The 23702-nt window shown below is 74.7% G+C and carries 1 protein-coding gene; it reads left to right on the top strand.

Translation table 11 applies throughout. The features are described 5' to 3' along the window. Positions 1-2: 2 nt before the first annotated feature. Positions 3-23693, top strand: coding sequence for a type I polyketide synthase (locus ABZ809_RS15330; RefSeq protein ID WP_357563127.1), 23691 nt, complete (start codon positions 3-5; stop codon positions 23691-23693). The last annotated feature ends 9 nt before the right edge of the window (positions 23694-23702 follow it).

The following is a 23702-nucleotide window of genomic DNA, read 5'->3' as shown; positions in this document are numbered from 1 at the left end:
TCATGGCGGACGAAGACAAGCTCCTCGAACACCTCAAGTGGGTGACCACCGAGCTCCGCCAGGCGCACCGGCGCCTGCGGGAGCTGGAGGAGGCGGAGCCGGAGCCGATCGCGATCGTCGGCATGGCGTGCCGCTTCCCCGGTGGGGTCGGCTCGCCCGAGGACCTGTGGGAACTCGTCGCCGCCGGCACCGACGCCATCGGCACCTTCCCCGAGGACCGGGGCTGGGACCTCACCCGGCTGTACGACCCGGACCCCGACCACCCCGGCACCTCGTACAGCGACCGGGGCGGCTTCCTGCGCGACGCCGGGCACTTCGACCCGAGCCTGTTCGGCATCTCGCCCCGCGAGGCCCTGGCGATGGACCCGCAGCAGCGGCTGCTGCTGGAGACCACCTGGGAGACGTTCGAGCGCGCCGGCATCCCCGCCACCGACCTGCGCGGCAGCCGCACCGGCGTCTTCGTGGGCACCGCCGGCCAGGACTACGCCTCGGTCCTGCGTCGCCTGCCCGAGGGCGTCGAGGGCTATGTGCTCACCGGCACGGCCGCGAGCGTCATCTCCGGCCGGGTCGCCTACACCTTCGGGCTGGAGGGCCCGGCCGTCACCATCGACACCGCCTGCTCCTCGTCGCTGGTCGCCCTGCACCTCGCCGGGCAGGCGCTGCGCGACGGCGAGTGCTCCCTCGCGGTGGCCGGTGGGGTGAGTGTGATGACCACCCCCGGCGCGTTCATCGAGTTCTCCCGCCAGCGCGGGCTCGCCGCCGACGGCCGGTGCAAGGCGTTCTCCGCCGACGCCGACGGCACCGGCTGGTCCGAGGGCGTCGGCATGCTCCTGCTGGAGCGGCTCTCCGACGCCCAGCGCAACGGCCGGCGGATCCTCGCCGTCATCCGGGGCAGCGCCGTCAACCAGGACGGCGCGAGCAGCGGCCTCACCGCCCCGAACGGCCCGTCCCAGCAGCGGGTCATCCGCCAGGCGCTGGAGAGCGCCCGGCTCACCCCGGCGGACGTGGACGTGGTCGAGGCCCACGGCACGGGCACCACGCTGGGCGACCCGATCGAGGCGCAGGCGCTGCTCGCCACGTACGGGCAGGACCGGCCCGCCGACCGGCCGCTGTGGCTGGGCTCGCTGAAGTCGAACATCGGGCACACCCAGGCCGCCGCCGGTGTGGCCGGGGTGATCAAGATGGTGATGGCGATGCGGCACGAGGTGCTGCCGCGCACCCTGCATGTCGACGAGCCGTCCCCGCACATCGACTGGACCGCCGGCGCCGTCACCCTGCTCGCCCGGTCGCGTCCGTGGGAGGAGACCGCCGGGACCCGCCGGGCCGCCGTCTCGTCGTTCGGCATGAGCGGTACGAACGCCCACCTCATCCTGGAACAGCCCGCCACCACGGCGGAAGACCCGGCACCGGCGTCGCGCCGGCCGCCCCTGATCCCCGTCGTCCTCTCCACCGCCCACCCCGACGCCCTGCCGGGCCAGGCTGCCCGCTGGGCGCGGTGGCTCACGGCGGACGGGGCCCTGCGCCCGCTGGACATCGGGTGGTCCTCGGTGACGGCACGCACCGGGCTCGACCACCGGGCCGTGGTCCTCGCCGGCGACCGTGAGGAACTGGCCGCCGGGCTGACGACCCTGGCCGACGACGCCCCGACCGGAGCGGTCGTGACCGGCCGGGCCACCGAGCGGGGCCCGCTGGCGGTGCTGTTCTCGGGTCAGGGTGCGCAGCGCGCCGGCATGGGCGCCGGGTTGTACGGGTCGTTCCCGGTGTTCGCGTCGGCGTTGGACGAGGTGTGCGCGCAGCTCGATCCGTTGTTGCCGCGTCCGCTGCGGGAGGTGTTGTTCGCGGAGGCGGGCAGCCCGGAGGCGGAGCTGTTGGATCAGACGGTGTTCACGCAGGCCGGTCTGTTCGCGGTCGAGGTGGCGCTGTTCCGGCTGGTGGAGTCGTTCGGGATCGTGCCCGACTTCGTGGGTGGGCATTCGATCGGTGAGGTGACGGCCGCGTACGTGGCCGGGGTGTTGTCGCTGGCGGACGCGTGCGCTCTGGTGGCGGCGCGTGGCCGCCTGATGCAGGCGCTTCCCGCAGGTGGCGGGATGCTCGCGGTGGCGGCCGACGAGGCGGCGGTGCGGGAGTCGCTGGCCGAGCTGGCGGGTCGTGACGCCGTCGCCGCCGACCGGATCGGTATCGCGGCCGTCAACGGGCCTACCGCCGTGGTGGTCTCGGGTGCGGTCGACGCCTTGGATGATCTTGAAGCGGTGTGGTCGGGCCGTGGGGTGCGCACTCGCCGACTGCGGGTGAGCCACGCGTTCCACAGTCCGCTCATGGAGCCGATGCTGGCGGAGTTCCGTACGGTCCTGGAGGGGTTGACGTTCGCGGCGCCGGTGTTGCCGGTGGTGTCGAACGTGACGGGTGCGCTCGCCGATGCGGGCACGCTGTGCAGCCCCGACTACTGGGTGCGGCACGTGCGGGAGGCGGTCCGGTACGCCGACGGGGTTGCCGCCCTGCACGCGGCGGGTGTGGACACGTTCCTGGAGGTCGGCCCGCACAGTGTGCTGACGGCGATGAACGGCGACCTGCTGCCGGACGGGGAGACCGTGGCGGTGGCGACGCTGCGCAAGGACCGGCCGGAGGCGCACGCGCTGGCGCAGGGTCTGGCCGAGTTGCACGTGCACGGCGTCGCCGTGACCTGGCAGGCCTGGTACGCCGACACCGGCGCCGTGCGCGTCGACCTGCCCACCTACGCCTTCCAGCGGGAGCGGTTCTGGCCGGAGGTGGCGTCGTGGCAGGTGGGTGACGTCTCCGACGCCGGGTTGGGCGTTGCCGGGCACCCGCTGCTGGGCGCGGCGGTGCGGTTGGCCGGCGGCGACGGGGCGGTGCTGACGGGCCGGCTGTCGGTGTCGTCGCACGCCTGGTTGGCCGACCACGTGGTCTCCGGTGCGGTGATCGTCCCCGGCACCGCGCTGATCGAGCTGGTCGTGCGCGCCGGTGACGAGGTCGGCGCCTCGCGGGTGCGGGAGTTGACCCTCGGCGTACCGCTGGTCCTGCCGGCCTCGGACGGCGTGCGGGTGCAGGTGCGGGTGGGCGCGGCGGACGACGCGGGCGTCCGTACCGTGACCGTGCACTCCCAGCCCGACGGGGACGACGACGCGCCGTGGGTCCAGCACGCAGCGGGTCTGCTGGAAGTGCCGGACGCCGACGAGCCGAACCTGGCCGGGGTGTGGCCGCCGGTGGGCGTGGCCGAGGTGGAGCTGGCCGGCTGGTATCCGGCGCTGGTGGAGCGTGGCCTGTCGTACGGGCCGGTGTTCCAGGGGCTGCGCCGGGTGTGGACCGGCAACGGTGAGGTGTACGCCGAGGTCGCCCTGCCGGAGGACGCCGCGGCCGACATGGCCGCGTTCGGGGTGCACCCGGCGCTGCTGGACGCGGCGTTGCACCCGGTCGCGCTGCTGCTGTCCGAGGTGGACGGCGGCGGGCCGCAGGTGCCGTTCGCGTTCGAGGGAGTGCAGGTGCACGCCTCGGGTGCGGGTGTGCTGCGGGTGCGGTTGACCCGGGACGGGTCGGCGGTGCGGCTGGTGGCGGTGGACACCACGGGTGCGCCCGTGGTGTCGGTGGACTCCCTGGTGTTGCGGGAGCTGTCCGGCGTCTCGGCGGCGAACCCGGTCAACCGGTCGCTGTTCGAGCTGGCCTGGCAGCCCGAGCAGATCGACCCGCTCGACGACCTGACCGGCTGGGCGACCCTCGGCGCGGATGCGGCCGACGGCTCGGCCGGGCCGGCCTACGCCGACGTCGCCGCCGTGCTGTCGTCGGTCGACGCCGGCCGGCCGGCCCCGCGCGTCCTGCTGCTGCCGGTCCCCGCGGGCGCGGCGGCCGGGACCGACGCGTCTATGGCTGCGGCGTACCACGCCGACCCGGAGACGGCCGACCTGCCGGCGCTGGTGCGGTCGGTGGTGTCGGGTGTGTTGGCGCGGGTGCGGTCGTGGCTCGCGGCGGAGTCGCTGGCGGACAGCCGCCTCGTGGTGGTCACCCGGGGCGCGGTGGCCACCAACGCCGGTGAGGTCGTGTCGGATCTGGCCGGTGCGGCGGTGTGGGGCCTGCTGCGGTCGGCCCAGTCGGAGCACCCGGACCGGATCGTCCTGGCCGATGTGGACCGGGATGTCGACGCGGCTGTGTTGGCGTCGCTGAACGCGGTCGTCGCCGACCCCGCCGCGATCGGCGGCCAGCTCGCCGTCCGCGACGGCTCGGTCCACGTACCGCGTCTCGTGCAGGCGGCGACGGAAGACCTGGTCCTCCCGCCGGGCTCCTGGCACGTGGCCGCGGAACGGCCCGGCACGCTCGACGGCGTCACCCTCACCCCCGCTCCGGTCCGTCCCCTGCGGGCCGGCGAGGTCCGGGTGGGCGTACGCGCGGCGGGCGTGAACTTCCGCGACGTGCTGATCGCGTTGGGGATGTACCCGGATCCGGCGGCGGTGATGGGCAGCGAGGGCGCCGGCATCGTGCTGGAGGTCGGCCCCGACGTGACCGACCTGTCGCCCGGCGACCGCGTCTTCGGCATGTTCGAGCTGAGCTTCGGCCCGCAGGCCGTCGCCCAGCGGGAACGGCTGGCCCGGATGCCCGCCGACTGGACGTTCGCCCAGGCGGCCTCGGTGCCGCTCGTCTTCCTCACCGCGTACTACGCGCTGCACGATCTGGCGGGTCTGCGTTCGGGTGAGTCGGTGCTGATCCACAGCGGCGCCGGTGGCGTCGGTATGGCGGCCATCCAGTTGGCCCGCCACTTCGGCGCGACGGTGTACGCGACGGCGAGCCCCGGCAAGTGGCAGGTGCTTCGGGACCTGGGTGTGGCGTCGGAGCGGATCGCGTCGTCGCGGGACACGGGCTTTGAGCAGGCGTTCGGGTCGGTGTCGGGTGGCGCTGGCGTGGATGTGGTGTTGGACGCGCTGGCGGGTGAGTTCGTCGACGCGTCGTTGCGGTTGTTGCCGCGTGGTGGCCGGTTCGTGGAGATGGGCAAGACCGACGTCCGTGACCCGGAGTTGGTCGCGGCGTCGCATCCGGGTGTCGCGTATCGGGCGTTCGACCTGAACGAGGCCGGTGGGGTGCGGATCGGGCAGATGTTGTCCGAGCTGCTGGGCCTGTTCGAGCAGGGTGTGTTGCAGCCGTTGCCGACCCGGGTGTGGGAGGTGCGGCAGGTGCGGCAGGCGTTGCGGTTCATGAGTCAGGCCCGCCACGTCGGCAAGGTGGTTCTTCAGGTGCCGGCTCCGGTCGACCCGGACGGCACCGTGCTGGTCACGGGTGCGTCGGGTGCACTGGCGGGTGTGGTGGCGCGGCATCTCGTCGCGACGGGTCAGGCCCGGCACCTGCTACTGGCGTCGCGCAGCCTCCCGGCCGAGGGTGGCTACGCGGCCCTGGTGGGTGAGCTGACGGAGGCGGGGGCCACTGTCACGACCGTGTCGCTGGACGTGGCCGACGCGGAGCAGGTGTCGGCCCTGGTGGCGGGAGTCGACCCGTCGCACCCGTTGGCGGCGGTGGTGCACACGGCCGGGGTGATCGCGGATGGCACGGTCGCGTCGTTGACCGATGAGGCTGTCGCGGCGGTGATGGCGCCGAAGGTCGACGGTGGCTGGGCGTTGCACCGGGCGACCGCGGGTCTGGATCTGGCGGCGTTCGTGGTGTTCTCGTCGATCGCGGGGACCCTTGGTTCGCCGGGGCAGGGCAACTACGCGGCGGCGAACGCGTTCCTGGACGGTCTCGCCCAGCACCGCCGCCAGCTCGGGTTGCCGGCGACGAGCATCGGCTGGGGCATGTGGGCCACCAGCAGCTCGATGACCGCCCACCTCGACGCCGACGACCAGCGGCGCCTGGCCCGGGCCGGGATGAGCCGACTCACCGCCGCCGAGGGTGCCGACCTCTTCGACGCGGCCCTGGCCGGTGCCGCGCCACTCGTCGCGGCCGCGAACCTCCGGGTCACCGGGGACGCCGCCGGGGTGCCGGCGGTCCTGCGTCGGTTGGTGCGCTCGGGTGGTCGCCGGTTGGCGGGTTCGGGTACGGCGGGTGGTGGCGCGTCGTGGCGGGATCGGCTGTCGGGTGTGTCGGAGGTGGATGCGCGTCGGTTGTTGACGGAGTTGGTGTGTGGGCAGGCGGCGGCGGTGTTGGGGCATGCGTCGGTGTCGGCGGTGTCTGCGGGGCGGGCGTTCAAGGAGCTCGGGTTTGATTCGTTGACGTCGGTGGAGTTGCGGAACCGGTTGGCGTCGGCGACGGGGTTGCGGTTGCCGGCGACGTCGGTGTTCGACTATCCGACGCCGGCCCGCCTCGCCGACCACCTCCACGCCCAACTCGGCCTCACCGGCGGCGACGGGCACAGCGCGGTCGCGGCCACCGTCGGAGCAGACGAGCCGATCGCGATCGTGGGCATGGCCTGCCGCTATCCGGGCGGGGTGTCGTCGCCGGAGCAGTTGTGGGAGCTGGTGGTCGCCGGTGCTGACGCCGTGGGCGGGTTCCCGACCGACCGTGGCTGGGACCTCGACACGCTCTACGATCCGGACGCCGACAAGGCCGGCACCTCGACGACCCGGCAGGGCGGCTTCCTGCTGGACGCGGCGGAGTTCGACGCCGGGTTCTTCGGGATCTCGCCGCGTGAGGCCCTGGCGATGGATCCGCAGCAGCGGTTGCTGCTGGAGACCTCGTGGGAGGCGTTCGAACACGCCGGCATCGACCCCGGCACCGCCCACTCGACCGTCACCGGCGTCTTCATCGGCGCCGCCTCCTCCGGCTACGCCGCGAGCGGCAGCGACGGGCTGGAAGGGCTCGAAGGGCACCTGCTGACCGGCACGGCCGGCAGCGTCGCGTCCGGTCGGGTCGCGTACACCTTCGGCCTGGAAGGGCCGGCCGTCACGGTCGACACGGCCTGCTCGTCGTCGCTGGTCGCGCTGCACCTCGCCACCCAGGCGCTGCGCGCCGGCGAGTGCGAGATGGCGCTCGCGGGCGGCGTCGCGCTGATGGCGCAGCCCGGCATGTTCTCCGAGTTCTCCCGCCAGGGCGGCCTGGCCCCCGACGGCCGGTGCAAGGCGTTCGCCGCGTCGGCGGACGGCACCGGCTGGGGCGAGGGCGTCGGCATGCTGCTCGTGCAGCGGCTCTCCGACGCCCAGCGCGACGGCCGCCGCATCCTCGCCGTCATCCGGGGCTCGGCCGTCAACTCCGACGGCGCGTCCAACGGCCTGACCGCCCCGAACGGCCCCTCCCAGCAGCGGGTCATCCGGCAGGCACTGGCCAACGCCCGCCTCACGCCCGGCGACGTCGACGCCGTCGAGGCGCACGGCACCGGCACCACCCTGGGCGACCCCATCGAGGCCCAGGCCCTGCTCGCCACCTACGGTCAGGAGCACACCGCCGACCGGCCGCTGCTGCTCGGCTCGATCAAGTCGAACATCGGCCACACCCAGGCCGCCGCCGGCGTCGCCGGCATCATCAAGATGGTCATGGCGATGCGGCACGGCGTCCTGCCCCGTACCCTGCACGTCGACGAGCCGTCCCCGCACATCGACTGGACCGCCGGCGCGGTCACCCTGCTCACCGAGGCCGCCCCCTGGCCGCACGCCGACCGGCCCCGCCGCGCCGCCGTCTCCTCCTTCGGCATCTCCGGCACCAACGCCCACACGATCATCGAGCAGGCGCCGCCCGGCGTGCAGACCCCGGCGGAGCCCGCCCCGCCCGCCCGCCGGCCGGGCCTGGTGACCGCCACCTCCGTACCCCTGCTGCTGTCCGCCCGCAGCGCCCGCGCGCTGGGCGACCAGGCCGCGCGGCTGCGCGCCCGGCTCGCCGGGAACGCCGATCTCGACCTCGTCGACCTCGGCTGGTCGCTCGCCACCGGCCGCGCCCAGCACCCGTACCGCCGGGTCACCGTCGCCGCCGGCCGCGACGACGCCCTCGCCGCGCTGGCCGCCGTGGCCGACGACACCGCCGTCGGGCGCGGCGTCGGCGACGGTACGCCGAAGGTGGTCTTCGTCTTCCCCGGTCAGGGCTCGCAGTGGACCGGCATGGCGCTCGACCTGCTGGACTCGTCGCCGGTCTTCGGCGCCCGGATGCGCGAGTGCGCCGCCGAGTTGGCCCGCCTGGTGGACTGGTCGCTTCAGGACGTGCTCCGCGGCGCGCCGGACGCACCCACGATGGACCGGGTGGACGTCGTCCAGCCGGTGCTCTTCTCCGTCATGGTCTCCCTGGCGGAGCTGTGGCGCTCGTGCGGGGTCACCCCGGCCGCCGTCATCGGCCACTCGCAGGGCGAGATCGCGGCCGCCTGCGTCGCCGGCGCGCTGACCCTTCCCGACGCGCTGCGTCTCGTCGTCGCCCGCAGCCGTGGCCTGCTGGCCATCTCCGGCCTCGGCGGCATGGTCTCCGTGCCGCTGTCCGCCGAGGAGACCGAGCTGCTGATCGAGCCGTGGGGCGGCGCGCTCTCCGTCGCCGCGCTCAACGGCGCCGCCGTCACGGTGGTCTCCGGCGACGCGTCCGCCGTCGCCGAACTGCTCGCCGCGTGCGCGGAGCGCGGCATCCGTACCCGCGAGATCGCCGTCGACTACGCGTCGCACTGCGCCCACGTCGAGGCGGTACGCGACGACCTCGCCGCCGCCCTCGGCACCGTGGACGCCCGCTCCACCGACGTGGCGTTCCACTCCACCGTCACCGGCCAGCCCGTCGACACCGCCGACCTCGACGCCGACTACTGGTACCGGAACCTGCGCGAACCCGTCCGCCTCGCGCCCGTCGTCGACGCCCTGATCGCCGACGGCTTCCGCACGTTCGTGGAGATCAGCCCGCACCCCGTGCTCAAGGTGGCCGTCCAGGACGCGCTCGACCGGGCGGACGGCGGCGGCGTGGTGGTGGGTTCGCTGCGGCGGGACGAGAGCGGCCACCGCCAGCTCCTCACCGCGCTCGGCGAGCTGCACACCGCCGGTGTGCCCGTCGACTGGACCACCGTCTTCGCCGGCACCGACGCCGGGCGGGTGGAGCTGCCCACGTACGCGTTCCAGCGGGACCGGTTCTGGCCGGAGGTGGCGTCGTGGCGGGTCGGCGACGTCTCCGGGGCCGGGCTGGGGGTCGCCGACCACCCGCTGCTGGGTGCGGCGGTGCGCCTGGCCGGCGACGACGGGATCGTGCTGACCGGTCGGCTGTCGGCGTCCTCGCACGGCTGGTTGGCCGACCACGTGGTCTCGGGTGCGGTGGTCGTGCCGGGCACCGCGCTCGTCGAGTTGGTGGTGCGGGCCGGTGACGAGGTGGGCGCCTCCCGGGTGCGCGACCTGACCATCGCGGCTCCGCTCGTGCTGCCCGCCGCTGGCGGGGTGCGGGTGCAGGTGCGGGTCGGGGCGGCGGACGACGCGGGCAGCCGCGCCGTCACCGTGCACGCCCAGGCCGAGGACGACGCCGACTGGACCCGGCACGCGGAAGGCACGCTGGAGGCGGCGGTCGAGGTCGAGCCGACGCTGGACGCCTGGCCCCCGGCCGACGTGTCCGAGGTGGACCTGACCGGCTGGTACCCGGCCCTGGCCGAGCGTGGCCTGTCGTACGGGCCGGTGTTCCAGGGGCTGCGCCGGGTGTGGACCGGCAACGGTGAGGTGTACGCCGAGGTCGCCCTGCCCGAGCACGCCGCCGGTGCGGACGTCGACGCGTTCGGCGTGCACCCGGCGCTGCTCGACGCGGCGCTGCACCCGGTGGGCCTGCTGCTGTCCGGTGCCGGCGAGGGCGGGCCGCAGGTGCCGTTCGCGTTCGAGGGAGTGCAGGTGCACGCCTCGGGTGCGGGTGTGCTGCGGGTGCGGTTGACCCGGGACGGGTCGGCGGTGCGGCTGGTGGCGGTGGACACCACGGGTGCGCCCGTGGTGTCGGTGGACTCCCTGGTGCTGCGGGAGATGTCCACCGTGGCCGCGTCCGGGGCCGCCAACCGGTCGCTGTTCGAGCTGGCCTGGCAGGCCGAGCGGGTCGACCCGGTCGAGGGCACGACCGGCTGGGCGGTGCTCGGTGGGCAGGCCGTGGACCTGCCGGCGTACCAGGACGTGCCGGCCCTGCTGGCAGCCGTGGACCAGGGCGACACCGTACCCACGGTCCTGCTGCTCCCGGTGCCCGCCGAGGCTGCCGGTGGGGTGCCGGCGCTGGTGCGGTCGGTGGTGTCGGACGTGTTGGCGCGGGTGCGGTCGTGGCTCGCGGCGGAGCCGCTGGCGGACAGCCGTCTCGTGGTGGTGACCCGGGGTGCGGTGACCGCCGGTTCCGGCGAGGTGGTGTCCGACCTGGCCGGCGCGGCCGTCTGGGGTCTGGTGCGCTCGGCGCAGTCGGAGCACCCGGACCGGATCGTCCTGGCGGACGTGGACCGGGACGTGGACGCGGGTGTGTTGGCGTTGCTGAACGCGGTCGCCGCCGACCCCGCCGCCACCGGCGGCCAGGTGGCGCTGCGCGGGGACGAGATCCGGACGCCGCGCGTCGTCCGACCCACCGGCGACGAACTGGTGCCGCCCGCCGACCTGTGGCACGTCGCCCCCGGCGACACCGGCACGGTCGACGGCGTACGCCTCGTGCCGACCACCGCCCGCCCGCTGGAATCGGGACAGGTGCGGGTGGCGGTCCGGGCAGCCGGCGTGAACTTCCGTGACGTGCTTATCGCGTTGGGGATGTACCCGGATCCGTCGGCGGTGATGGGCAGCGAGGGCGCTGGCGTGGTGCTGGAGGTCGGTCCGGGGGTGGCGGATCTGTCGCCGGGTGATCGGGTGTTCGGGTTGTTCGAGCCTGGTTTCGGTCCGCAGGTGGTGGCGCAGCGGGACCGGATTGCGCGGGTGCCGTCGGGTTGGTCGTTCGCGCAGGCGGCGTCGGTGCCGGTGGTGTTCCTGACGGCGTACTACGCGTTGAAGGATCTGGCGGGGCTGCGTTCGGGTGAGTCGGTGCTGATCCACAACGGTGCCGGTGGCGTGGGTATGGCGGCCATCCAGTTGGCCCGTCACCTCGGCGCGACCGTGTATGCCACGGCGAGCCCCGGGAAGTGGGGCGCCCTGCGTGAGTTGGGCGTGGATTCGCAGCACATCGCGTCGTCGCGGACGACGGACTTCGAGCGGGCGTTCGGGTCGGTGTCGGGTGGCGCTGGCGTGGATGTGGTGTTGGACGCCCTGGCTGGTGAGTTCGTCGACGCGTCGTTGCGGTTGTTGCCGCGTGGTGGCCGGTTCGTGGAGATGGGCAAGACGGACGTCCGTGACCCGGAGTTGGTGGCGGCGTCGCATCCGGGTGTGGTGTATCGGGCGTTCGACTTGAACGAGGCTGGTGGTGCCCGGATCGGGCAGATGCTGTCCGAGTTGCTCGCCCTCTTCGAGCGGGGTGCGCTCAGGCCGTTGCCGGTGCGTACCTGGGAGGTGCGGCAGGTGCGGCAGGCGTTGCGGTTCATGTCGCAGGCCCGGCACGTGGGCAAGGTCGTTCTGCAGGTGCCGGCTCCGGTCGACCCGGACGGCACCGTGCTGATCACGGGTGCGTCGGGCGCGTTGGCCGGTGTGGTGGCCCGTCACCTCGTCGCGACGGGTCAGGCCCGGCACCTCCTGCTGGCCTCCCGCCGCCTGCCGAACGAGGACGGCTACGCGGCTCTGGTCGGTGAGCTGACCGGTGCCGGCGCGTCGGTGACTACCGTGTCGGTGGACGTCACCGATGCCGAGCAGGTCGCGGCTCTGGTGGCCGGGGTCGACCCGGCGCGTCCGTTGACGGCGGTGGTGCACACGGCCGGCGTGATCGCGGACGCGACCGTCACCTCCCTGACCGATGAGGCTGTCGCGGCGGTGATGGGGCCGAAGGTCGACGGTGGTTGGGCGTTGCACGAGGCGACCGCACACCTGGATGTGGCGGCGTTCGTGGTGTTCTCGTCGATCGCGGGGACGCTTGGTTCGCCGGGGCAGGGCAACTACGCGGCGGCGAACGCGTTCCTCGACGGTCTCGCCCAGCACCGCCGCCAGCTCGGCCTGCCCGCCACCGCCCTGGCCTGGGGGCTGTGGGCCACCACCAGCACGATGACCGCCCACCTCGGCGACACCGAGCACCGGCGGGCGATCCGCGCCGCCAGCGCACCGCTCACCGACGACGAGGGCACCGCCCTGTTCGACCTGGCCCGGCAGCGGGGCGGCGCACACGCCGTACTCATGAACCTGCCCGCCGGGGGAGCGCCGGCCGGTCCGGTGCCGAGCCTCCTGCGCGAGCTGGTCCGCGAGGGTCGGGGGCGTCGGCGTACCGCCGGCCGGGCCGGCACCGACGCGTCGATGGCGGAACGCCTCGCGGCCCTCAGCCCGGTCGAGCGTCGCGGCCGGCTCCTCGACCTGGTGGCGACGAACGTCGCGGCGGTGCTCGGCCACCGCTCGGCCGACAGCGTCGACGCCGACCGCCCCTTCAAGGAACTCGGCTTCGACTCCCTCACCTCCGTCGAACTACGCAACCGGCTCGCCACCGCGACCGGCCTGCGGCTGCCCGCGACCGTCGCCTTCGACCACCCCACGCCGCTCGTCCTCGCCGACTTCCTCGACCAGGAACTCGTCGGCCGGGCCGCGCCCACGGCCGTCACGCCGGCGACCGTCGCCGCCGTCGACGAACCCGTGGCCATCGTCGGCATGGCCTGCCGGTTCCCCGGGCACGTGCACACCCCCGAGGACCTGTGGGACCTCGTCACCGCCGGCACCGACGTCATCGCGCCGTTCCCCACCGACCGCGGCTGGGACCTCGCCGACCTGCGGGCCGACGACGACCACGCCACCCCACGGCAGGGCGGCTTCCTCTACGACGCCGCCGACTTCGACGCCGGCTTCTTCGGCATCTCGCCCCGCGAGGCCCTGGCCATGGACCCGCAGCAGCGGCTGCTGCTGGAGACCTCCTGGGAAGCCTTCGAACGGGCCGGCATCGACCCGCACTCCGCGCGGGGCAGCAGCACCGGCGTGTACGTCGGCCTCATCTACCACGACTACGCCGCCGCCGCGCTCGGCACCTCCGACGAACTCGACGGGTACGTCGGCAACGGCAGCGCCGGCAGCGTCGCCTCCGGCCGCATCTCCTACCTCTTCGGGCTGGAAGGGCCCGCCGTCACCGTCGACACCGCCTGCTCGTCGTCGCTCGTGGCGCTGCACCTGGCCGCCCAGGCGCTGCGGCAGAACGAGTGCCGGCTGGCGCTCGCCGGTGGGGTCAGCGTCATGTCCACCCCGGGCATGCTCGCCGAGTTCGCCCGCCAGCGCGGGTTGTCCCACGACGGCCGGTGCCGGGCCTTCGGCGCGGGCGCGGACGGCACCGGCTTCGCCGAGGGCGTCGGCATGCTGCTGCTGGAGCGGCTCTCCGACGCCCAGCGCAACGGCCGGCGGATCCTCGCCGTGATCCGGGGCTCGGCCGTCAACCAGGACGGCGCGAGCAGCGGCCTGACCGCCCCGAACGGCCCGTCCCAGCAGCGGGTCATCCGGCAGGCCCTGGCCAACGCCCGCCTCACGCCCGGCGACATCGACGCCGTCGAGGCGCACGGCACCGGCACCGCGCTCGGTGACCCGATCGAGGCCCAGGCGCTGATCGCCACCTACGGCCAGGAGCGCGGCGCCGACCGGCCGCTGTGGCTCGGCTCGATCAAGTCGAACATGGGCCACGCGCAGGCCGCCGCCGGCGTCGCCGGCATCATCAAGATGGTCATGGCGATGCGGCACGGCGTCCTGCCCCGCACCCTGCACGCCGACGAGCCGTCCCCGCACATCGACTGGACCGACGGCGCGGTCTCCCTGCTCACCGAGGCCCGGCCCTGGCCGGAGGTCGGGCGGCCCCGCCGGGCAGCCGTCTCCTCGTTCGGCATCAGCGGCACCAACGTGCACACCATCGTGGAGCAGGCCCCCGAGCCGACGACCGTGAGCACCGCACCCGAGGCGGCGCCCGCCGGCGACCTCACCGTGGCGTGCGTGCTGTCGGCCCGCACCGACGAGGCGCTGCGTGAACAGGCCCGCCGGCTGCGCGCGTACGTCGAGGAGAACCCCCGGGTGACCGTCGCGGACCTCGGTCACGCGCTCGCCACCGGGCGGTCCGCGTTCGAACACCGCGCGGTGCTGCTGCCGCGCGACCGGCAGAGCCTGCTCGCCGCGCTGGACGCGGTGGCCGACGACCTGCCGTCGTCCGTCGTCGTGCGGGGCACGGCCCGCGCCGGCCGCACCGCCGTGCTCTTCTCCGGCCAGGGCGCGCAGCGCGCCGGCATGGGCCGGGAGCTGTACGGGGTGTTCCCCGTGTTCGCCGCCGCCCTCGACGAGGTGTGCGCCCAGCTCGACCCGCTGCTGCCGCGCCCGCTGCGGGAGGTGCTGTTCGCCCCGGACGGCTCACCCGAGGCCGAACTGCTGGACCGGACGGAGTTCACCCAGGCCGGGCTGTTCGCCGTCGAGGTGGCGCTGTTCCGGCTCGTCGAGTCCTTCGGCATCGCGCCGGACCTGCTCGGCGGGCACTCCATCGGCGAGGTGACCGCCGCGTACGTCGCCGGGGTGCTCTCCCTGGCCGACGCCTGCACCCTGGTGGCCGCACGCGGCCGGCTGATGCAGGCCCTGCCGGCCGGCGGCGGCATGCTCGCCGTCGCCGCCGACGAGGCCGCCGTGCTCGCCTCGCTGGCGGGGCTCACCGACCGGGTCGGGATCGCGGCCGTCAACGGCCCCACCGCCGTGGTCGTCTCCGGCGAGGTGGGCGCGCTCGACGAACTGGACGCACTCTGGTCCGGCCGCGGGGTGCGTACCCGCCGGCTGCGGGTCAGCCACGCCTTCCACAGCCCGCTGATGGAGCCGATGCTCGCCGACTTCCGGGCCGTCCTGGACGGGCTCACCTTCGCCGAGCCGTCGGTGCCGCTGGTGTCCAACCTGACCGGCGGGGCCGCCGACCCCGCCGAGATCACCGACCCCGGGTATTGGGTGCGGCACGTGGCCGACGCCGTCCGCTTCGCCGACGGCGTCGACCACCTCCGGCAGCGGCACGTGGGCACGTTCCTGGAGATCGGCCCGGACGGGGTCCTCGCCGGGATGGTGCGGGACACCCTCGCCGACGAGGACGGGCAGACCGAAGCGGTCGTCGTGCCGGTGCTGCGCAAGGGGCGTACCGAGGCGTCGGCGCTGATCGCCGCACTCGCCGAGCTGCACGCCACCGGCACCGCGGTCACCTGGACCCCGCTGCTCGGCGGCGCCACCGGCCTGCCCCTCGACCTGCCGACCTACCCGTTCCAGCGGCGGCGCTACTGGCCGCGGGCCGGCTCGTGGCAGGCCGGCGACGTGGCCGGTGCCGGCCTGGGCGCCGCGCGGCATCCGCTGCTCGGCGCGGCCGTACGGCTCGCCGGCGACGACGAGGTGGTGCTGACCGGCCGGCTGTCGCGGTCCACCCACGCCTGGCTGGCCGACCACGTGGTCGCCGGCGCGGTCCTGGTGCCCGGCACGGCGCTGGTCGAGCTGGCCGTGCGCGCCGGTGACGAGGTGGGCGCCTCCCGGGTACGCGACCTGACCATCGCGGCTCCGCTCGTGCTGCCTGCCACCGGCGGAACGCGGGTGCAGGTGCGCGTGGGCGCCGCCGACCCGACGGGTGCCCGCCCGCTCACCGTGTACGCCCAGGCGGACGAGGACCCGGAGGCGGGCTGGACCCGGCACGCCGAGGGTTCCCTGGTGGCCGTCGAGGCCGACGAGCCCACGATCGAGGTGTGGCCGCCGGTCGGCGTGGCCGAGGTCGACCTGGCCGGCTGGTACCCGGCCCTGGCGGAGCGTGGCCTGTCGTACGGGCCGGTGTTCCAGGGGCTGCGGCGGGTGTGGACCGGCGGCGGTGAGGTGTACGCCGAGGTCGCCCTGCCGGAGGACGCCGCTCCCGACGTGGCCGCGTTCGGGGTGCACCCGGCGCTGCTCGACGCGGCGCTGCACCCGATCGGGCTGCTCGACGGTGCCGACGGGTCGACGCCCCGCGTGCCGTTCGCGTTCGAGGGCGTGCAGGTGCACGCCTCCGGCGCCACGGTCCTGCGGCTGCGGCTGACCCGCGCGGGCTCCGGGGTGCGCCTGGTCGCGACGGACGAGACCGGTACGCCCGTGGTGTCGGTGGACTCCCTGGTGCTGCGGGAGATGTCCACCATGGCCGCGTCCGGGGCCGCCAACCGGTCGCTGTTCGAGCTGGCCTGGCAGGCCGATCAGGTCGAGCCGCTCGCCGACCTGACGGGTTGGGCGGTCGTCGGAGATCCTGTGGGCGACGTCGTGGCGACGGCCTTTGCGGACGTGCCGGCGCTGCTGGCCGCGCAGGACGCCGGGCAGGCGACTCCCCGGGTACTGCTGCTCCCGATGCCCGCCGCAGGTGACGCCGCCGGTGCGGTGCCCGCCGGCCTGGCTGCCGGCGACGCGTCGGCTGTGTTCGACGCCGCCGGTGAGGTGCCGGCGGTGGTGCGGTCGGCGGTGTCGGGTGTGTTGGCGCACGTGCGGTCGTGGCTCGCGGCGGAGCCGCTGGCGGACAGCCGTCTCGTGGTGGTGACCCGGGGCGCGGTGGCCACCGGCGGCGGTGACGTCGTGTCGGACCTGGCGGGCGCGGCGGTGTGGGGTCTGGTGCGCTCGGCGCAGTCGGAGCACCCGGACCGGATCGTCCTGGCGGACGTGGACCGGGACGTGGACGCGGGTGTGTTGGCGTTGCTGAACGCGGTCGTCGCCGATCCCGCCGCCACCGGCGGCCAGGTGGCCGTCCGCGACGGCGCGGTGTACGTACCGCGCCTCCTGCCGCAGGCCGGCGACGACCTCGCCGTGCCGTCCTCCGGTCCGTGGCACGTGGCGGCCGTAGACCCCGGCACCCTCGACGGGGTCGGGATCGCGCCGACCCCCGACGCCCCGCTCGCGGACCGCGAGGTGCGGGTGGGCGTACGCGCGGCGGGAGTGAACTTCCGTGACGTGCTTATCGCGTTGGGGATGTACCCGGATCCGTCGGCGGTGATGGGTAGCGAGGGCGCCGGCGTGGTGCTGGAGGTCGGTCCGGGGGTGGCGGATCTGTCGCCGGGTGACCGGGTGTTCGGGTTGTTCGAGCCTGGCTTCGGTCCGCAGGTGGTGGCGCAGCGGGACCGGATTGCGCGGGTGCCGTCGGGTTGGTCGTTCGCGCAGGCGGCGTCGGTGCCGGTGGTGTTCCTGACGGCGTACTACGCGTTGAAGGATCTGGCGGGGCTGCGTTCGGGCGAGTCGGTGCTCATCCACAACGGCGCCGGTGGTGTGGGCATGGCGGCCATCCAGCTGGCCCGTCACTTCGGTGCGACCGTGTACGCGACGGCGAGCCCCGGCAAGTGGGGCGCCTTGCGGAGCCTGGGTGTCGCCGAGGAGCGGATCGCGTCGTCGCGGGACACGGACTTCGAGCGGGCGTTCGGGTCGGTGTCGGGTGGCGCTGGCGTGGATGTGGTGTTGGACGCGCTGGCTGGTGAGTTCGTCGACGCGTCGCTGCGGTTGTTGCCGCGTGGTGGCCGGTTCGTGGAGATGGGCAAGACCGACGTCCGTGACCCGGAGTTGGTGGCGGCGTCGCATCCGGGTGTCGCGTATCGGGCCTTTGACCTGAACGAAGCCGGTGGTGCCCGGATCGGGCAGATGCTGTCCGAGTTGCTCGCCCTCTTCGAGCGGGGTGCGCTCAGGCCGTTGCCGGTGCGTACCTGGGAGGTGCGGCAGGTGCGGCAGGCGTTGCGGTTCATGTCGCAGGCCCGGCACGTGGGCAAGGTCGTTCTGCAGGTGCCGGCTCCGGTCGACCCGGACGGCACCGTGCTGGTCACGGGTGCGTCGGGTGCGCTGGCGGGTGTGGTGGCCCGTCACCTCGTGGCGACGGGTCAGGCCCGGCACCTGCTGCTGGCCTCCCGGCGGCTCCCGCAGACCGGCCACGTGCCGGGCGGGGCGGGTCAGGCGGGCAACGACCCGGCCGGGTCCGGGCAGGACGGCTATGCGGCCCTGGTCGGTGAGCTGACCGAGGCGGGGGCCACTGTCACGGCGGTGTCGGTGGACGTCACCGACGCGGAGCAGGTCGCGGCTCTGGTGGCCGGGGTGGATCCGGCGCGTCCGTTGACGGCGGTGGTGCACACGGCCGGCGTGATCGCGGACGCGACCGTCACCTCCCTGACCGATGAGGCGGTCGCGGCGGTGATGGGGCCGAAGGTCGACGGTGGTTGGGCGTTGCACGAGGCGACGGCGGGTCTGGATCTGGCGGCGTTCGTGGTGTTCTCGTCGATCGCGGCGACGTTGGGTTCGCCGGGGCAGGGCAACTACGCGGCGGCGAACGCGTTCCTGGACGGTCTCGCCCAGCACCGCCGTCAGCTCGGGTTGCCGGCGACGAGCATCGCCTGGGGCATGTGGGCCACCACCGCCGGAGGCATGACCGGCCAGCTCGACCGCGACGACCAGCGGCGGCTCGCCCGGATCGGCATGACCGCCCTCCCCGAGGCGACCGGCGCGGAGCTCTTCGACGCCGCCGTCGCCGCGGTGCCGGCCGTTCCGGTCGCCGCGAACCTCCGGGTCACCGGGGACGCCGCCGGGGTGCCGGCGGTCCTGCGTCGGTTGGTGCGCTCGGGTGGTCGCCGGTTGGCGGGTTCGGGTACGGCGGGTGGTGGCGCGTCGTGGCGGGATCGGCTGTCGGGTGTGTCGGAGGTGGATGCGCGTCGGTTGTTGACGGAGTTGGTGTGTGGGCAGGCGGCGGCGGTGTTGGGGCACGCGTCGGTGTCGGCGGTGTCTGCGGGGCGGGCGTTCAAGGAGCTTGGTTTTGATTCGTTGACGTCGGTGGAGTTGCGGAACCGGTTGGCGTCGGCGACGGGGTTGCGGTTGCCGGCGACGTCGGTGTTCGACTATCCGACGCCGGCCCGCCTCGCCGACCACCTCCACGCCCAGCTTGGCCTGGCGGCGGCGCCGGACGCCGCGCCGGCCGCCCGGCACTCGGCCGGTGCAGACCGGGACGAGCCGATCGCGATCGTGGGTATGGCCTGCCGTTTCCCGGGCGGGGTGTCGTCGCCCGAGCAGTTGTGGGAGCTGGTGGTCGCCGGTGCTGACGCGGTGAGCGGGTTCCCGACCGACCGTGGCTGGGACCTCGACACGCTCTACGATCCGGACGCCGACAAGGCCGGCACCTCGACGACCCGGCAGGGCGGCTTCCTGCTGGACGCGGCGGAGTTCGACGCCGGGTTCTTCGGGATCTCGCCGCGTGAGGCCCTGGCGATGGATCCGCAGCAGCGGTTGCTGCTGGAGACCTCGTGGGAGGCGTTCGAGAACGCGGGCATCGACCCCGCCGACACGACGGCCACCACCGGCGTCTTCGCCGGCCTCATCCACCACGACTACGCCGGCCGCCTCGGCGCCATGCCCGAGGAACTGGAGGGCTACCTCGTCAACGGCACGGCCGGCAGCGTCGCCTCCGGTCGGGTCGCGTACGCCTTCGGCCTGGAGGGCCCGGCGGTCACCGTCGACACGGCCTGCTCGTCGTCGCTTGTCGCGCTGCACCTGGCGGCGCAGGCGCTGCGCAGCGGCGAGTGCGACCTGGCCCTCGCCGGTGGCGTCACCGTGATGGCCACCCCGAGCGCCTTCGTCGGGTTCTCCCGCCAGCGGGGCCTGGCCGCCGACGGGCGGTGCAAGGCGTTCGCCGCCGCGGCGGACGGCACCGGCTGGGGCGAGGGCGTCGGCATGCTGCTGGTCGAGCGGCTCTCCGACGCCCAGCGCAACGGCCACCGGATCCTCGCGGTGGTGCGGGGCAGCGCCGTCAACCAGGACGGCGCGTCGAACGGGCTGACCGCGCCGAACGGCCCCGCCCAGCAGCGGGTGATCCGGCAGGCCCTGACCAGTGCCCGGCTCGCCCCGGCGGACGTGGACGCGGTGGAGGCGCACGGCACGGGCACCACCCTCGGTGACCCGATCGAGGCGCAGGCGCTGTTGGCGACGTACGGGCAGGACCGGCCGGGGGACCGGCCGCTGCTGCTCGGCTCGATCAAGTCGAACATCGGCCACACCCAGGCCGCCGCGGGTGTCGCCGGCATCATCAAGATGATCATGGCGATGCGGCACGGTCTCGTCCCGCCGACCCTGCACGTGGACGAGCCGTCCCCGCACATCGACTGGACCGCCGGGGCCGTGACCCTGGCGACGGAGGCCACGCCGTGGCCGGCGGTGAACCGGCCGCGTCGCGCGGCGGTGTCGTCGTTCGGCATCTCCGGCACCAACGCCCACGTCATCATCGAGCAGCCGCCGGCCGTCGCCGCCGAGCCGGTCGACGCCGTGCCGTCGCCCCTGGTGCCGGTGCTGCTGTCGGCCCGTGAGGAGGACGCCGTCCCGGCCCAGGCGGACCGCTGGGCCACCTGGTTCGCCGGTGATCCCACCCTGCGCCCGCTCGATGTGGCCTGGTCGTCCGTGGTGTCGCGCCCCGCCCTGCCGCACCGGGCGGTGCTGCTCGCGGAGGACCGGGACGACCTGCTCGCCGGGCTGCGTGGCCTGGCAGCCGGCTCCCCGTCGGGCGCGGTCGTCACCGGCGAGGCAACCCCGCGGGGCCCGCTCGCGGTGCTGTTCTCCGGTCAGGGCGCGCAGCGCGCCGGCATGGGCGCGGAGCTGTACGGGTCGTTCCCGGTGTTCGCGTCCGCCCTGGACGAGGTGTGTGCGCACCTGGATGTGTTGTTGCCGCGTCCGTTGCGGGAGGTGCTGTTCGCCAAGGCGGGCACGCCGGAAGCCGACCTGCTGGACCAGACCGTCTTCACCCAGGCGGGTCTGTTCGCGGTCGAGGTGGCGCTGTTCCGGCTGGTCGAGTCGTTCGGGATCGTGCCCGACTACGTGGGTGGGCATTCGATCGGTGAGGTGACGGCCGCGCACGTGGCGGGCGTGTTGTCGCTGGCGGACGCGTGTGCCCTGGTGGCGGCGCGGGGTCGGTTGATGCAGGCGTTGCCCGCCGGTGGCGGGATGCTCGCCGTGGCGGCCGACGAGGCGGCGGTGCGGGAGTCGCTGGCCGGGCTGGCTGGCGCCGACCGGGTCGGGGTCGCGGCCGTCAACGGTCCCACCGCCGTGGTCGTCTCCGGCGCGGTCGACGCCCTGGACGAGCTTGAGGCGCACTGGTCCGGGCGTGGGGCGCGCACTCGTCGACTGCGGGTGAGTCACGCGTTCCACAGTCCGTTGATGGAGCCGATGCTGGCGGAGTTCCGTACGGTGCTGGACGGATTGACGCTCCGGGAGCCGCTGTTGCCGGTGGTGTCGAACCTGTCCGGTGCCCTGGCGGATCCGGAGGAGCTCGTCAGTCCGGACTACTGGGTGCGGCACGTTCGGGAGGCCGTCCGGTACGCCGACAGTGTCGCCGCGTTGCGGGCCGCCGGAGTGGGGACGTTCCTGGAGGTCGGGCCGCAGAGCGTGCTGACCGCGATGCACGCCGACCTGCTGCCCGACGAGGACACCGTGGCGGTGGCGACGCTGCGCAAGGACCGGCCCGAGGCGTACGCCCTGCTGCACGCCCTGGCCGAGCTGCACGTCCACGGTGTCGCGGTGACCTGGACCCAGTGGTACGCCGGCACGAGCGCGTTCCGCGTCGACCTGCCCACGTACGCCTTCCAGCACCAGCGGTACTGGCCCGACGCGGCGATCCTTCCGACCCGGGCCCCCGACGACGCCGACGCCGAGTTCTGGTCGGCGGTGGAACGGGCCGACCTCACCGCCCTCGCGGCGCAACTCGGCGACGAGGCCGAACGGCTCGCCCCCGCCCTGCCGGTGCTCACCTCGTGGCGCCGGGCCCGGCACCGCCGCTCCGCCGTGGACAACTGGTCGTACCGGGTGGTGTGGCGGCCCGTCGAGCCCGGCACCGGCGTGCCGGTGGGGGAGTGGCTGCTGGTGCAGCCGGCCGGCGACCCGCTGGCCGACCGGCACGCCGACGCGGTCGACGCGGCGTTGACCCGGGCCGGCGGTACGGTGCGCCGGCTGACCGTCGACGTCGACACCGTCGACCGGGAGACCCTCACCGTCCAGCTCATCGCCGAGCTCACCGGCGGGTCGGGCACCGGGGTGCTCTCGCTGCTGGGCCTGCGGGACGAGCCCCACCCGCGCCACCCGGCGCTGCCCGCCGGGACGGCCGCCACGATGCTGCTGGTCCAGGCGCTGCACGACGCCGAGGTGCCGGCCCGGTTGTGGTGCGCCACCCGGGCGGCGGTCGCCACCGGCGACGGCGACGCGGTCGCCAGCGCCGAGCAGGCCGGGCTCTGGGGCCTGGGCCGCGTCGTCGGGCTGGAACACCCGCAGCTCTGGGCCGGCCTGGTCGACCTCCCGGAGGCGGCGGACCACGCCGGTGGGGACCGGCTGGTCCGGGCGCTCACCGGAGCCGGCGACGAGGACCAGCTCGCGGTCCGCCCCACCGGGGTGTACGCCCGCCGCCTCGTCCGGTCCGCACCGGCCGCGCCCGACGCCGCCGAGCGGTGGCGGCCCCGCGGCACCGTCCTGATCACCGGCGGCACCGGTGCCCTCGGCGCCCACGTGGCCCGCTGGGTGGCCGCCAACGGTGCCGAGCACGTCGTGCTGACCAGCCGACGCGGTGAATCGGCGCCGGGCGCGGCCGAGCTGCGCGCCGAACTCGGCGCTCACGGCGTACGCGTGTCGATCGTGGCCTGCGACGTGGCCGACCGGGACGCCGTCGCCACGCTGCTCGCCGGCCTGGACGAGGCCGTACCGCTGACCGCCGTGGTGCACGCCGCCGGCACCAACCAGCTCAGCCCGATCGTCGAGACCGACCTGGCCGCGCTGGCCGACGTGGTGGGCGGCAAGGTCTCCGGCGCGGCCCACCTGGACGCGCTGCTCGGCGACCGGCCGCTGGACGCCTTCGTCATGTTCGCCTCGATCGCCGGCATCTGGGGCAGCGGCGGGCAGGCCGGCTACGCGGCGGGCAACGCGTTCCTCGACGCGCTCGCCGAGCGGCGGCGCGCCCGTGGCCTGGCCGCCACCTCCGTGGCGTGGGGGCCGTGGGCCGACGGCGGCATGGCCACCGACGAGGCCCAGCGGATGCTGTCCCGCCGCGGCCTGACCGTCATGCCCCCGGCCGAGGCCATGCACGCGCTGCGGGTCGCCGTCGGGCAGCCGGAGCCGGGCCGGACCGTGGTCGACGTCGACTGGGCGGTCTTCGCCCCCGCGTACGCCTCGGCCCGCCCCCGCCCGCTGCTCGCCGAACTGCCCGAGGCGCGGCAGGCCCTGCACGAGTCGGTCGACGAGTCGCCCGGCGACGGCGGCGACCTGCGGCAGCGGCTGCTGCCGTTGACCCCGGCCGAGCGGGACAAGCTCCTCACCGAGCTGGTCCGCACCCACGCCGCGGCCGTCCTCGGCCACCCCGACACCGGGAAGGTCAAGCCGCAACGGGCCTTCAAGGAGCTCGGCTTCGACTCGCTCACGGCGGTCGAGCTGCGCAACCGGATCGCCCGGGCCACCGGCCTGGCGCTGCCCACCACCCTCGTGTTCGACCACCCCGACCCGGTGGCCCTCGCCGACCACCTCGGCCGGGAACTGGTGCCCGAGTCGTACGAGGCGGAGCAGGCCGACCCGGCGGAGACGGCCGTCCGGCAGGCACTCGCCACCATCCCGCTGGCCCGCATCCGGGAGGCCGGACTGCTGGACCTGCTGCTGAAGCTGACCGACGGCGACGGCGACGACGCCCCGACCGACACCGACGACTCCCTCGAGCTCATCGACGAGATGGACGCCGACACCCTGATCAGGCTTGCCCTCGACGGATCCGAGTCCTGACCCTCGTCC

This window comes from Micromonospora sp. NPDC047074 (assembly GCF_040643815.1).
Lineage (GTDB): Bacteria > Actinomycetota > Actinomycetes > Mycobacteriales > Micromonosporaceae > Micromonospora.
The sequence above is the reverse complement of the archived record's forward strand: the minus strand, read 5'-3'. Positions and strand labels throughout refer to the sequence as shown.

Excerpts from the sequence above, each read along its gene's own strand:
- ABZ809_RS15330 (WP_357563127.1), top strand. The coding sequence starts at position 3 with ATGGCGGACGAAGACAAGCTCCTCGAACACCTCAAGTGGGTGACCACC.